At 66.1% G+C, this 12,375-nt stretch carries 13 protein-coding genes and 1 pseudogene; 8 read left to right on the forward strand and 6 right to left on the reverse strand.

Going from position 1 to position 12,375, the window contains the following annotated elements:
- Positions 1 to 5: 5 nt before the first annotated feature.
- Positions 6 to 1,001: a TAXI family TRAP transporter solute-binding subunit gene (locus IE266_RS20355; protein ID WP_189681963.1), complete on the forward strand. Its 996-nt coding sequence runs from the start codon at positions 6 to 8 to the stop codon at positions 999 to 1,001.
- Positions 1,002 to 1,035: 34 nt separating this feature from the next.
- On the opposite strand, the gene IE266_RS20360 is transcribed toward IE266_RS20355, so the two are convergent.
- Complete coding sequence (locus IE266_RS20360) at positions 1,036 to 1,227, reverse strand: hypothetical protein (protein WP_088665146.1); 192 nt, start codon at positions 1,225 to 1,227, stop codon at positions 1,036 to 1,038.
- A complete protein-coding gene (locus IE266_RS20365) occupies positions 1,224 to 2,831 on the reverse strand; it encodes an FAD-dependent monooxygenase (RefSeq protein WP_189681964.1) in 1,608 nt (535 codons plus the stop codon). The genes IE266_RS20360 and IE266_RS20365 overlap by 4 nt, the downstream gene beginning before the upstream one ends.
- Before the next feature lie 62 nt (positions 2,832 to 2,893).
- Here IE266_RS20365 and IE266_RS20370 point away from each other — a divergent pair, with 62 nt between their 5' ends.
- Positions 2,894 to 3,625: a helix-turn-helix transcriptional regulator gene (locus IE266_RS20370; RefSeq protein ID WP_189681965.1), complete on the forward strand. Its 732-nt coding sequence runs from the start codon at positions 2,894 to 2,896 to the stop codon at positions 3,623 to 3,625.
- 11 nt (positions 3,626 to 3,636) lie between these two features.
- Here the strand turns inward: IE266_RS20370 and IE266_RS20375 are convergent, their stop codons facing one another.
- Positions 3,637 to 4,281 carry a TetR/AcrR family transcriptional regulator gene (locus tag IE266_RS20375; RefSeq protein WP_229864339.1) on the reverse strand — a complete coding sequence of 215 codons (645 nt, stop codon included), beginning with the start codon at positions 4,279 to 4,281 and terminating at the stop codon, positions 3,637 to 3,639.
- 191 nt (positions 4,282 to 4,472) lie between these two features.
- On the opposite strand from IE266_RS20375, the gene IE266_RS20380 reads away from it, so the two are divergent.
- On the forward strand, positions 4,473 to 4,781 hold the full coding sequence (locus IE266_RS20380) for a Dabb family protein (RefSeq protein ID WP_189681966.1): 309 nt from the start codon (positions 4,473 to 4,475) through the stop codon (positions 4,779 to 4,781).
- Between the two features lie 5 nt (positions 4,782 to 4,786).
- Here the strand turns inward: IE266_RS20380 and IE266_RS20385 are convergent, their stop codons facing one another.
- Positions 4,787 to 5,995, reverse strand: coding sequence for an acetyl-CoA C-acetyltransferase (locus IE266_RS20385; RefSeq protein ID WP_189681967.1), 1,209 nt, complete (start codon positions 5,993 to 5,995; stop codon positions 4,787 to 4,789).
- A gap of 117 nt (positions 5,996 to 6,112) precedes the next feature.
- On the reverse strand, positions 6,113 to 6,790 hold the full coding sequence (locus IE266_RS20390) for a DnaA N-terminal domain-containing protein (protein WP_189681968.1): 678 nt from the start codon (positions 6,788 to 6,790) through the stop codon (positions 6,113 to 6,115).
- A 481-nt stretch (positions 6,791 to 7,271) separates the two neighbouring features.
- On the opposite strand from IE266_RS20390, the gene IE266_RS20395 reads away from it, so the two are divergent.
- Together IE266_RS20395 and IE266_RS20400 are read left to right on the forward strand one after the other, a co-directional pair.
- Positions 7,272 to 8,564 (forward strand): AAA family ATPase, encoded by a 1,293-nt coding sequence (locus tag IE266_RS20395; RefSeq protein WP_189681969.1) that lies wholly within the window; start codon positions 7,272 to 7,274, stop codon positions 8,562 to 8,564.
- A 10-nt stretch (positions 8,565 to 8,574) separates the two neighbouring features.
- Positions 8,575 to 9,693, forward strand: coding sequence for a ParB/RepB/Spo0J family partition protein (locus IE266_RS20400; protein ID WP_189681970.1), 1,119 nt, complete (start codon positions 8,575 to 8,577; stop codon positions 9,691 to 9,693).
- A gap of 9 nt (positions 9,694 to 9,702) precedes the next feature.
- On the opposite strand, the gene IE266_RS20405 is transcribed toward IE266_RS20400, so the two are convergent.
- Positions 9,703 to 10,800 carry a tyrosine-type recombinase/integrase gene (locus IE266_RS20405; RefSeq protein ID WP_189681971.1) on the reverse strand — a complete coding sequence of 366 codons (1,098 nt, stop codon included), beginning with the start codon at positions 10,798 to 10,800 and terminating at the stop codon, positions 9,703 to 9,705.
- 125 nt (positions 10,801 to 10,925) lie between these two features.
- Here IE266_RS20405 and IE266_RS20410 point away from each other — a divergent pair, with 125 nt between their 5' ends.
- From IE266_RS20410 to IE266_RS26970, 3 genes and pseudogenes are all read left to right on the forward strand, one after another.
- Entirely contained in the window at positions 10,926 to 11,195 is a 270-nt protein-coding gene (locus IE266_RS20410) for a DUF1403 family protein (RefSeq protein WP_189681972.1), read from the forward strand.
- A 31-nt stretch (positions 11,196 to 11,226) separates the two neighbouring features.
- Entirely contained in the window at positions 11,227 to 11,931 is a 705-nt protein-coding gene (locus IE266_RS20415; RefSeq protein WP_189681973.1) for an IS6 family transposase, read from the forward strand.
- A 51-nt stretch (positions 11,932 to 11,982) separates the two neighbouring features.
- Positions 11,983 to 12,375, forward strand: a pseudogene (locus IE266_RS26970) (IS3 family transposase); the annotation flags it as partial.

Genomic DNA, 12,375 nt, shown 5'->3' on the forward strand with positions numbered 1-12,375 from the left:
TGAAAATGGTTTCTCTCAAGACGAAGACGACTTTGCGCGCGGGGCTGATGGGCCTTGCCGCGGCCACCCTGACCAGCGCCGCGGCGATGGCGGCAGACCTGCAGGAACTGGGCTTTGCCACCTCGGCCAGCGGCGGCACCGGCTACATGTATGCCGTCGCGGTCGCCACCGTGGTGAACGAAGGCAGCGAGGCGCTCAAGATCACCCCCTTCCCCAGCGCCGGCGTGATCGAGAACGACCGCCTCCTGCGCAACGACGAGGCGCAGCTGATCCTGCACACCGGCGGGCAGGCCTACAGCTCGTATCGCGGCGAGGGCAAATACCCGAGCAAGTTCGAGGACCTGCGCGCCATCATGCCGATCTATGCCTCGCTGGTGCAGATGATCGTGCCCGCCGAAAGCGACAGCAAGTCGCCGGGCGATCTCAAGGGCAAGCGCATCGGCCTGGGCGAGCCGGGCTCCTCGGCCAATACCTACGTCCGCCAGGTGCTGAAGGCCGAGAACGTCAATGACGGCGACTACGACGGCCGCCCGAACAGCTTGACCGAACAGGTCGCCGGCCTGCGCGACGGCAACCTCGACGCGCTCACCACAGTGATGGGCGGCGGCGCACCGGCACTGCAGGACCTGGCCGCCAGCCGCGATGTGCGCTGGATCTCGATCACGCCGGAGACGCTGAAATCGGTGATCGGCATGAACCCCACCGGCGCAGTTGTCCCGGTGACCATCCCGGCGGGCACCTACCCGCAGCAGGACGGCGCGGTGCAGACCTTCGGCGTGCCGATCTGGATCATGGCCAAGGCCGAGATGCCCGATGCCCTGGTCTCGGAAATCGTGACCAAGTTCCTGTCGAACCTGCCCCGCGCGCATGAGGTGCACCCGGTTGTGGACGGCACGACGAAGGACTTCGTCGCCAATGCCGCCCCGCCGGTTCCATGGCACCCCGAAGCGGTCAAGGCGCTGGCCGCGATGGGCTATGACACAACGCCCTTCACCGAGTGATCCGGGCCGGGCGGAGTGAACTCCGCCCGCCGCATCAGCCTCGCGAATGCCGCGCCAGCCCGGTGCGGCATTCATCTATTATGGCCAGGCACGGCGCCGCTGCGCCGATGGTGTCGCACAGCGCCAGGGCAAGCTTGGCGAGATAAAGCTCGCGCTCTTCGGCCGCGCAGTCATCCAGCGCCACCGCCAGCGCCTCGTAGACCTGTTCCAGATCGTCCTGCGTCATGCCCTGCCTCCCTTGCGCGCCAGCAGTGTATCGAGGGTGGCGTCGACCTTTTCGGCCGAAACCACCGGCCAACGCACCGCGACATGCAGATCGGGCCGGATCAGATAGCCGGTGCCCTCCCCCGCGCCATAGGCCTGCGCCACCGCGCCCGTGGCTGGCAGTTGCACCACCGTTAGATCCGCCCGCTCGGGCAGATCACCGCTTTCGCCGAAGACCAACAGGGTGAACCCCTCCCACAGCCGGTCCGAGAGGAACCCCTCCCCCAGCGCCACCTCGGCCAGCATCGCGCCGGGCACCGGGCCAGCGGTCATCCCGGCGCTGTCGCGCAGCGTCGCCGGGCTGTCGGCATAGGTATAGGGCGTCATCTGGCGCGGGTTGGCCAGTTGTCCCGCCGAGGGCCGCGTCAGCGCCAGCGACAGCGCCGCATCGCGCGTCAACCGCCAGCCGTGGCTCGGCGGGGTCATGAAACGCGTGCTCTTGGTCGCATTGGCAAAGACATCCAACGTCGCGCCACGCCGCTCGTGCGAATAGCTGTCGAGCAACCCTGCCCCGGCGCGTCTGGTCAGCACCCAGGCCAGTTTCCAGCCGATGTTGAACCCGTCGGCAATGCCATTGTTCAGGCCCCGCACCCCGAAAATCGGCACGATATGCGCCGAGTCACCGATGAAGAAAATCCGCCCGTCGCGGTAGTCGTCGAGCAGCAGCGTATTGGCCGAATAGACGCTCCACCACTCCAGGTCCCAGTCGCCGGCATGGCCGATCTCCTCCAGCACGGCGGCCACCGAGGACCGCACGCTGGCCTCGCTCGCGGCCTCAGTGGCGTCCTCACCCTCGGCCAGCTGGTAGTCGATGCGCCAGATGTCATCGGGCTGGCGGTGGATCAGCACCGTTCCGCCGGGCCGGCAGGCCGGGTCGAACAGCGCGCGGCGGATTGTGGGATAGTCATGCACCATCCGGACGTCGGCGATGACGTAACGCCCCTCGTAGTTCTCGCCCTTCAGCCGCAACCCGCGCATCCGCCGGATCGCGCTGCGCGCCCCGTCGGCGGCGAGCAGCCAGTCCGTTTCAATGACATAGCTGCCGTTGGGATCGCGCACCGTCAGGGCCACCCCCTCCACCAGGTCGCGTAGCTCCGTCACCTCGCTCTGCCAGCGAACCTCGATCAGGTCCGAGGCCGCCACCGCCTCGAACAGGAACGCCTCGATATACTGCTGCTGGAGATTATACATCGGCCGGTATTTCTGTTCCGGCCCGTCCGGCATGTCGAACTCGAGGATCTGCTGCCCGCGATAGAAACTGCGCCCCCTGGTCCACCCCAGGGCCTTCTTCAGAAATGGCCCCACCGCGCCAAGCCGTTCGAGGATGTGATAGCTCGACCGCGACACGCAGATCGCCCGGCTGCCGTCGTTGAAGGTCTCCTTCTGCTCCAGCACGACCGAGCGCACCCCGTGCCGGGCCAGCGTCAGCGCCGCGACCATGCCGACCGGGCCGGCACCGACGATCACCACCGGCGCGCGGGCCTCCTGCGCAGGCCGTTCCGGCGGCGCGAAGTGCGGATAGTCGAAATAAAGCGAGTCGAGCTCGCCGCGTCCATCTGGGCGCATGGTCTCCTCCGTTCCGTTTGCCCCGCTATACAGCAGGCGGCCGCAGGGGTATGTCCTCCAAAATGACGGACACGCCCGAAACCCTGTCCTCCCCTGCCCTGCTCGCGCAGATCGACGCCTGTCTCGCCCTCAGCGGCAGCGACGGCTGGGCGCTGGCCTTCATCGACCTCGTCGCCGCCACCGGCGCGGCGCAGGTGATGATCTTCAGCTATGCCGCCGACCACGCCAACTGCCTGCTGTCCCGCAACTTCCGCGCCAAGGCGCTGGGAACGCGGCTGGCCCGCGACTACCTGGAGGGCTGGTACCGGCAGGACCCGCTCTACCCCCGGGTGATGGCGGCAGAGCCCGGCAAGACCGGGATCGTCGCGCAGGGCGCTTCCTCGGAGGCGATGAGCGCCGATTACCGCGCCCGCTTCTTCGGAGACCCCGGCCTCGGCGGCAAGACGGCGGTGATCGTGGCGGGCCAGCGGCTTCGGCTGATCGTCAACCTCTACTGGGCCGAGCGCGACGAGGACGCCACCCTGCCCGAACCACTGCTGTCGCTCCTCGCCCGCCTCGCCCTGCTGCATTTCGAGACCCCGGCCGAAAACGCCCTGCCCGCCCCGCTCGCGGTGCTGTCCGAGCGCGAACGCGCGGTCTGCCTCGGCATCCTGTCGGGCCGCAAGGCGGAACAAATCGCCGCCGACCTCGACATCGCGCCCTCCAGCGTGGTCACCTACCGCGCGCGGGCCTATGCCAAGCTCGGCATCTCTTCGCGCGGCGCGCTCTTCGCGATCTGCGGCGCGGGGTCCTGACCCGGAACCGCCTATTTCGCCTTGAACAGACCCTGTTTCATCAGGCTCTCATAGGCCGCAATCGCGGTCTCGGGGATGACGCCGGTGTCCTTGAACTGCATCGCCACATAGGCCCGGGCGCCAAGGAGGATGCCGGCAATTGCCCGCAGCTCCTCGTCTCCCATCTCGTAGCAGTCCCCAGCTGCAATCGCCCGCCGGAAGGCGCGGACATAGCCCTCGGTCAGCCGTTCGATATGCGCGTCGAAAGCCTTGGGCGCAAAGACCTCGGCCTCGTAGAGGATGCGGTAGAAACCGGGATTCACCCGCAGGTATCCGCAATAGGCGCGGAACCGGGCAACCTCGCGCTCCAGCCCGCCGCCGACGCCGGCCAGGCTTGCGGTGATGTAATCGGTCATGCGCTCGCCGACATAGGGCAGCAGCACGTCGAACAGCGCCTGGCGGTCCTCGAAGTAGTTGTAGAACGTCCCATGCGCCACGCCCGCCTCGCGGGTCACGTTGGCGATGGTGGTCGCCGCATAGCCGTGCTCGCCGACGATGGCCGCCGCCGCCTCCAGCAGGTTGCGCAGGGTAAGCTGCGCCTTCTCCTCGCGGCTGAGCTTCTTCTTGCGCGGTTGCGGCCGCGGCAGCGCGCTCAATCTGTCCGTGTCGGTGGGCACGTCGCGCGTCACTCCGGCTTTATCGGTCGCTCAAGGGTCCGGGTTCCTAGCACCTTTCCCCCCGCATTTCCAGAAGTGTCACCGGCCTGCCCCCCCTACGCAAGGTTGACCTCGCCGCCCGGACCTGCACAACGGCCCAGCGACGGGCCCGCCCCGACGCAGTCCGGAATACCCAGAAATACGGTCGTCCCATGATACGTCACTTCGTCTTCTTCACCGCCGCCCAGGACAAGAACCTGCCCGCCATTCGCGACGGTCTCCGCCTGCTTACCCAGATCCCGCAGGCCCAGCGGCTCGAAATCGCGCTCAACCGCAAGTCCGATCCCGCGAGCAAGGAAGTCGATATCGTGGTCTACGGCGAATTCGCCGACGACGCGGCGCTGGCGGCCTACAAGGCGCATGAGCTCTATGCCGAGTCCATCCGCCGGGTGAAGCCGCTGCGCGAACTGCGGCTGGCCGCCGATTACGACAGCGCGCAGGCCTTCACAACGCCGGCCTGAGGCCGTCAGGCAACCCGCTCGAACACCGCCGCCAGACCCTGCCCACCGCCGATGCACATGGTTTCGATGCCGTAACGCACCTCGCGGCGCTCCATCTCTCGCAGCAGGTTGGCGAGGATCCGCACCCCGGTCGCGCCGACCGGGTGGCCCAGCGAGATGCCCGAGCCGTTGACGTTCAACCGCGCGTCGTTGTTGGCCACCTTCCAGGACCGCAGGCAGGCGATCACCTGAGCGGCAAAGGCCTCGTTCAACTCGATCAGGTCCATGTCGTCCAGCGTCAGGCCGGCCCGGCTCAACGCGCGCTCCACCGAGGGAACGGGGCCGATGCCCATGCGCTCGGGTCCGACCCCCGCCAGGCCCCAGCTCTTCAGGCGCGCGAACGGCTTGAGGCCCAGCTTCTCGGCTTTCTCCATCGTGGTGACGATACAGGCCGCCGCAGCGTCGTTCTGGCCCGAGGCATTGCCCGCCGTGACCGTCGCATCCGCGTCGGTCTTGCCCATCACCGGGCGCAGGCCCGCCAGGCTCTCGACCGTGGCGTCGTGTCGGATGTGCTCGTCGGTGTCGAAGACGACCTCGCCCTTGCGGGTCTTCATCACCACCGGCACCATCTCGTCGCGGAACTTGCCGGCCCGTGTCGCCGCCGAAGCCTTGGCGTGCGACCAGACCGCGAATTCATCCTGCTCCGCGCGGGTAATGCCGAAATCGCGGCGCAGGTTCTCGGCCGTCTCCAGCATCCCGCCCGGCACCGGGTAGTTCTTGCCGCCCGAGGTGACGCGGCCGCGCCCGATGCGGCAATGGAACTCCTCCGGCCGCCCCCGCAGACCCCAGCGCGCGCCGTTGACGTAATACTCCGCCTGGCTCATCGACTCGGCGCCGCCAGCGATGACAAGGTCTGCCGCCCCGGTCTGCACATACATCGAGGCGTTGATCACCGCCTGCAGCCCCGATCCGCAGCGCCGGTCGATCTGGATGCCCGGCACCGAGATATCGAACCCCGCGTCCAACACCGCGACCCGCCCGATCGCCGGGGCCTCGCCGTTGGGATAGCACTGGCCGAAGATCACGTCGTCGATGTCCTCGCTCCGGATGCCGGTGCGCTTGACCAGTTCCTTGATGACGGTCGCGGCGAGGTCCGCCGCCGGCAGGTCCTTCAAAGATCCGCCATATCCGCCAACGGCGGTTCGGAGGGGTTCGCAAATGACTGCATCACGCATCTGGATATTCTTTCTATTCAGGCGCGGCCCGGTGCCACGCTGTCCTGGTAAAGGGTTTGCCGGGCCACTCTATTGCCCTCTCCGGAATTGAGAACCACTCACGGACCATTTCACCGCTCAGACCTGCACGACCACATCGGCCAGCGCCGGGTCGACCATGCGCAGAACGCGGCGCAGGCGGTCCTTGAGATGCGTGTTCACATAGGTGGCGTGGAACTTGGTCGGGGCGATGAGGACGAGCCGGCCATCGGTGATTTCCGCCTCGGTCAGCATATGCAGCCACGAGCCGTAAAGCGCCGCGTTCTCGCCATGCAGGATCTGCTGCGCCGTGGCCCAGGCCGATCCGCCCCCGGACGGCTGCGGCACCTTGTGCAGCGGGATGACGTTGCTCGGCTCGGCCTGGGCACCCGCCGGATTCATCCGCGCGATGAAATCCTCGCCGATACGTTCCCAGGCCGGGCGGGTGTCATCCAGCATCCGGTCGAAATCGATCCCGTAGACGCTCACCCTGCCCCGCGCGCCCTGCCGCTTGAGCACCAGCCACCCCTGCGCTCGAAGCCGTGCCATCTCGCGTTTCACCGTGCGTTCGTCGACCGCCCACAGCCGCGCGATCTCGGCCTGGCCCATCGACAGTTCGTCGCGCTGCCAGTTGTATCGCGTGGTCACCAGCACCATGGCGCGCAGCACCTGGCGCTGCACGGTCTTGTCCTCGCCCAGGGCAAAGGCCATCAATGCCGAGAGAATGTCATACTTGCGCGATGCGGCTTCACGCCCGACCGCACGGGGCATCTGCATCGTGGTCTCCTGTTCCTCTCCCGCCTGGGGCGGAGCGCCGTGCCTCTGGTGGCAGTTTGTTCTGTCTGCCTTGGATGGCCTGCGTGGTGTTCCCAACGCTTTTCGCCACCGTGAAGCCATTTGCGTCCGATCGTTCGATTCTGTCAAGCCTTTGGTGCCAAAGGCCAGTTTCAGACCGCGAAACCAGAAGTGAAACTTCAGGTTCATTGGTGAAGGGGGACATCCTGTCTGTCCCCTATTCGGGCCGGAATGTCCCCCAATCGGTTGCGGGAGGCCTTGTCCTGTCCCCCAATATTTCGCCCGGTGAGGGCGTCTTGCCGCAACCTGGCCGAGCTGTCCGATTCGCCGCCCCGCCCCGGAAATCAAAGGAAAACCTTCCCCGCGGGGAATATCGCATTCAGTATAACTTCTGTTTTGCTTTCATGGCAAATTCGGCGTAATTCAGGATCAGAGCAGAATTTACGTTTTGACACGAGGCCCCATGTACACCCACGTCGACCTTGCCCGTCTTCAGGCCCAGTCGCTGAAGATGCAGAGCTGGATCAGGCAACAGACCTTCAGCCCGGAGAACACCAAGACCCTGCGACGCTTCTCGTCCTGGGAGGTGTCCGAGCTGGTCTTCCGCATCAACCAGTCGACCTTCCGCGGCCGCCTCGCCGCCGAGCCGGACCTTCCCGGCGGCGAGGTGGAGCCCGACGGCCGCCAGCGCTGGTTCTCGCTCGACGAGATCAACGAGTTGCGCCGGCGGATGAAGATCAACCGCAAGTCGCTGATGCCCCCCCGCCCCGCCGGCAAGCGCGCCTTCCGCGCCGCGGTGGCCAACTTCAAGGGCGGCGCCGGCAAGACCACCGTGGCGTTGCACCTTGCTCATGCCGCCGCGCTTGACGGCTACCGCGTACTGGTGGTCGACTTCGACCCGCAGGCGACGCTCAGCCACTCGATGGGCCTGACCGACGTGGTCGAGGACTTCACCGTCTGGGGCATCATGGCCCGCGACCTGATGCGCGAGACCGACCGCATGAACGAGGCCGCCACCGGTGCCGTCAGCGGCACCGCCCTGCCCCAGCGCCGCATCCCGGCTTCGATCCGTGACCTCGGTCTCGACCGGCTGCGCCACTCGGACTTCATCAAGCCGACGGCCTGGTCGACGGTCGATATCATTCCCTCCTGCGCCAACGCCGCCTTCGTCGAATTCGCCTCGGCCCAGTATCGGCACCTCAACCCCGACTGGTCCTTCTTCGCCGCCGTCTCGCGCTATCTCGACGGGCTGGGCGATGACGACTACGACCTGATCCTCTTCGACTGCCCCCCGGCGATCGGTTACCAGTCGATGAACGCGGTCTTTGCCGCCGACATGCTCTATATCCCCTCCGGTCCCGGCTACTGGGAATATGACTCCACCACCTCCTTCATCGGCCAGCTGGCCGAGGCGCTGGAAGACCTCGACCGCTTCGCCTCGACCTTCCCCGCGGGGAAGGAATCGCTGACCAAGGCCTTCACCGACATCCGCTTCCTGATGACGCGATACGAGCCGGGCAACGACCTGCACCGCGCGATGTTCGAAGCCTTCCGCAAGGTTTTTGGTGAACATGTCGCCGAGCACCCGGTCGAGATGACCCGCGCAGTCGAGCAGTCCGGGCGCTTCCTGTCGTCGGTCTACGAGATCGACTACCGCGAGATGACCCGCGAGACCTGGCGCCGCGCGCGGGCCAGTTTCGACCGGGCCTATGACGAGTTTCGAAGCAGTGTGACTGCCGCATGGGACAAGATATGAGGACATGGCCGTGAGCAAGAAACGCCGGATGTTTGACATCGACATGCCCGAGGAGACGGGCGCCCAGCCCGAAACCTTCCCCGCGGGGAAGGTCGAAGACCGCTCGAACCGGCGCGGTCCGATGGCGGTGGCCATAGCCGAAACCGCCGAATCGACGCGCGAGCGCCAGTCGCTCGAGGCCAGCATCCGCGCCGAGAACGACGCCCTGGCGCATGAACACGCGCGGCTGATCCGGCTGGGGCTGGTCGTCGACCTGGTGCCGCTCGACGCGATCGAGACCCACATGCTGGTGCGTGACCGCGCCAAGGGGCCCGACGGCGAACTCGACACCCTCAAGACCTCGATTCGCGAAATCGGCCTGTCGAACCCGATCCGCGTCGAGGCGCGGCCCGATGGCAAGTTCGAGCTGATCCAGGGCTATCGCCGGATGATGGCCTATCGCGCGCTGCACGAGGAAACCGGCGAGGCGCTTTACGCAACCATTCCCGCAGCGATCAACCCGTCGGGCGACAGCGTCGACTCGCTCTACCGCAAGATGGTGGACGAGAACCTGGTGCGGAAGGACATCTCCTTTGCCGAGATGGCGCAGCTTGCACTCGATTACGCCGCCGATCCGCTGACGCAGGAAAACGACCCCGACAAGGCCGTGGCGCTGCTGTTCCGCTCGGCGGGCTACCAGAAGCGCAGCTATATCCGCAGCTTCATCAAGCTGGTGAGCCGGCTGGGCAAGCACCTGCAATTCGCACCCGATATCCCGCGCGCGCTCGGCATGGCGCTGGTAGCCCGGATGGAAGAGGTCGAAGGGCTGGTGCCGATGATCGCCAAGGAGCTGAAGGCCTTCACCAACCGCTCGGTGCAGGACGAACTGGCGCTGCTGCGGCGCTATGCCGGCACCCCGGTCGATGACCTGATGGACCCGCCTGCGGGCAAGCCTGCACCTCTGCCGACGCCGCCGCGCAAGGCGACGGGCGGGGCGCGCACCTCGTTCCAGTTCGATCGGCGCGAGGGGCGGGGCAAATGCATCGCGGCGGCGGGCAAGCTCGAAATCCGCCTTGGCCGGGACTTCACCACGATCGACCGGCGGCGGCTGGAACAGGCGGTGAAGCTGATGCTGGACCAGCTCGACTAGGGCAGGGGGTCAGAGGCCGGCGGCCCTGGTCAGGTTCACGCGGAACCGGTCGCGGCGGCGCTGGTAGCGTCGGGTCATCTCGGCCGAGGCATGGCCGAGATGCTTCTGCACATAGCGCTCGTCCACCTCGGCCGAACTGGCAAGACCGGCGCGCAGGGAGTGACCGGAGAACAGCGCCAGTCGCTCCTTCTCGGGCAGGTCGGCGCGGATGCCGGCGTCGAGGACCGTTCGCTTGACCAGCCGCGCGACATGCTTGTCGTTCAGCCGTGTCTCCAGCGCATGCTTGCCGTCGCGCGAGGTGCCGACGAAGATGGGGCCGAAGTCGATCTTCGCGAAGTGCAGCCATTGTTCCAACGCATGAACCGGGCAGCTCTGCTCCGACGAGCCGCGGCCGATCTCAACCTCGCGCCAGCCGGTCTTGGCATTGAGGGTCAGGAGGGCGCCTTTCTCCATGATTTCCACCCAGCCGCCGCTGTCGGGCGTGTCGTCCTTTCCGGCGTCGAGGCTCACAATCTCCGAGCGGCGCAGGCCTCCGGCATAGCCCAGCAGCAGGATTGCCCGATCTCGCAGCCCGCGCAGGTCAAAAGGCAGGGTGGCCACCATCGCGAGAATATCCTCGGCCAGGATCGCCGCCTTCTGCACCGGCGGACGCGCGTGCCTGCGCTTGATCCCGGCGAGCACCGAGGCGATGTGGCGGTTGCTCCGGTCCAGGGTAAAGCCGCGCTGCGCGTAGTTCCAGGCAAGGCCCGAGAGGCGGCGCTCGATGGTCGATACCGCGAGGGCAGGGGAGGGGCCCGACCCAGAGGCCAGGTCCGCGAGGTAAAGCCCGATCATCTCGGGCGAGGGGGGCAGGGGCTCCGCGCCCTTCATCCGGCACCAGCGCGCAAAATGCGCCCAGTCCTTCGCGTAGGCCTTGAGCGTGTTCTCCGAGGCCGCCGCGCGCGCATAGTCGCGGGCGGTGTCCACCAGCCGGTCGAGCGTGCCGGAGCCGGCGACGAAGGAGGGGAGGGCGATCGTTTCGTCCTCAGTCCGATCTCCGCGGTCGTCCTGTGCGTCCGATTCCCCGATTGGCGGCTCCAAGCTCGATTTCTCGTGGTTTTCTGACATGGCACTGAGGATATCTATGTATCACCGATAAGGCAAACTTATTGGACATTATATCCGAACACAAGCTGGGGCGGTTAGTTTGCTATTTTGTATATGAAAGCGCCGTCACGGGTTAGGATTGCGGCATGAAATTTGCCCGCGCCACCCAAAACAGCGATGCCGTCAGCATAGTCAGGATGCCGTCCTGGATCACCATGGGGCGCGCCGAAACCCTTGAAGATGTTGCATTCATATCGGGAGCGGCGCTTGGTCAGCTGCATCTGGTGGTGGGCTGCGCAGACCTACCCCAAGCCTTGTTCCGCGAGCGGCTGGCTCTGCGTGCAGCGGAGACCTGCGTGGCCTTATCCGGCCGGCCGGAGCGGTCAGGGGGGCACTGTCAAACAAACTTGGCTTGAGGCGGGGTAGGGCGCTGGCTAGCTTCCGTCCATGACCCAGCGCTCGCCTTTCCGATACTTTAAGACCAGCCCGGAGGTCATCCGGCTGGCCGTGATGATGTATATTCGCTTCCCGCTATCGCTGCGCAACGTCGAAGATCTGCTGCACGAACGCGGTGTCGACATCAGCCACGAGACGGTTCGATTTTGGTGGCATCGATTTGGTCCGCTGTTCGCGTCTGAGATCAGGAAACGGCGGATCGAAGGTATGCGGACCAGCCACTGGCGCTGGCATCTTGATGAGGTGTTCGTAAAGATCAACGGCGAGCGGCACTACCTCTGGCGGGCGGTCGACCATGAGGGCGAAGTCCTGGAAAGCTTCGTCACCAAGACGCGGGACAAGAAGGCCGCTTTGAAATTCCTCAAGAAAGCCATGAGGAAGCATGGCCGGGCGGAGGTCTTGGTGACTGACAAGCTACGGTCTTACGGCGCCGCGCTGCGGGAGATCGGAGCGGCTGAGCGCCAAGTAACTGGCCGCTGGCAGAACAACAGGGTGGAGAACTCACACCAACCATTTCGACGAAGGGAGCGGGCGATGCTCCGCTTCCGGCGGATGCGAAGTTTGCAGAAATTCGCGTCCATCCATGCTTCGGTCCACAACCTTTTCAACCAGGAACGCAGCCTCACCTCACGCGTCCATTTCAAGGCAAACCGCACCGCCGCTCTCACAGAGTGGCGCGGTCTCTGCGCGGCATAAGGGGCAGTCGTTCTGCCCTTGCGTAGACTGGTTCGCATTTGTCTGCCAGCACCCGCCCGTGACCTAGATGTGGCCGAGAGCGTTCTGCGCCGCTGGATGCGGGAGCTGACAGCTGCGCCTGCCGTCGCCTTTCCCGGGAACGGACAGATGCGGACCGACGTGGCCGAGATTGCAGCGCTGAAGAAAGAGGTCGCTCGGCTTCGGGCGGAGCGTGACATCCTGAAGAAAGCGGCAGCTTTTTTCGCGCGAGAGGCGACATGAGGTTCGCCTTCATCGCCAGGCATCGCCACATCTGGCCCGTCAGCTAGCTGTGCGACGTGCTGGAGGTCTCGCGGTCGGGCTTCCATGCTTGGCTCAATCGCCCGACCAGCGCCCGCGAGATCCACGACGCCAGGCTCGTCACGGCGATCGAGACAAGCTTCAAGGCCAGCGACCGGACCTATG

Origin of the sequence: Seohaeicola zhoushanensis, from assembly GCF_014656415.1 — a bacterium.
GTDB classification, from domain to species: domain Bacteria; phylum Pseudomonadota; class Alphaproteobacteria; order Rhodobacterales; family Rhodobacteraceae; genus Seohaeicola_A; species Seohaeicola_A zhoushanensis.